The following is a 709-nucleotide window of genomic DNA, read 5'->3' on the forward strand; positions in this document are numbered from 1 at the left end:
AGAAACAGCAGCAGAAGTTTGTAGCTGAATTGTCCAATCTACGTAAGGTGGATTGTTCACGTTATGTAGATGAAATCAAACGCCTATACGGTGAAGATGTGCAGCCTTATTATTACTATGCACATATTTTTGGTGATACAGCAACTCATGGGAACCATCCATTCCGTGATGGTCTCAATATCCATACGTCCTATGTTCTCAATGAATATGAACGTGATGGTGAACGCTTTATTCAAACCATGAATACACTGTACAAGGTCAGGTCTAATGATAACACTTCAGATTAATGGTGTACCTGTTCGTCTCAACTGGACAACGTTCCCTGATACAGCTCGTGGGGCTAGTATCTCCGGTGCGTTGCCAACCAACCCAGTGGATGCCACCATCTTTGCCCGTCCTGACTTTAAAAAGGGTGTGAATGAGATGTTGTTTGATATTGGCATGGTCGTGAACATTCTTCGGAATATTAACAATCGTATCTATATCAAACTGTTGATGCCGTATATCCCATACGCTCGACAGGACAGAAACATGGTTGGTCATGACGCATTCACTTTGAAAGTGTTCGCAGCAATGCTGAACAGTTACAATTTGGATAGTGTTGTGGTTGTTGACCCACATTCTGATGTTTCGACCGGTCTGATTAATAATGTAAAAATTATAACTCAGGCTGATGTTATCGGCACGAATCCGATTGCTGAAGTCTTAG

2 protein-coding genes are annotated in these 709 nt (G+C 41.9%); both read left to right on the forward strand.

What is annotated here, in order from left to right; translation table 11 throughout:
• On the forward strand, positions 1 to 287 hold a 287-nt coding region (locus N1032_RS25365; protein WP_259543366.1), incomplete at its 5' end, for a hypothetical protein.
• On the forward strand, positions 268 to 709 hold a 442-nt coding region (locus tag N1032_RS25370; RefSeq protein ID WP_259543367.1), incomplete at its 3' end, for a ribose-phosphate pyrophosphokinase-like domain-containing protein. The genes N1032_RS25365 and N1032_RS25370, both read left to right, overlap by 20 nt.

The organism is Herbiconiux daphne (genome assembly GCF_024979295.1).
Classification (GTDB): domain Bacteria; phylum Actinomycetota; class Actinomycetes; order Actinomycetales; family Microbacteriaceae; genus Herbiconiux; species Herbiconiux daphnes.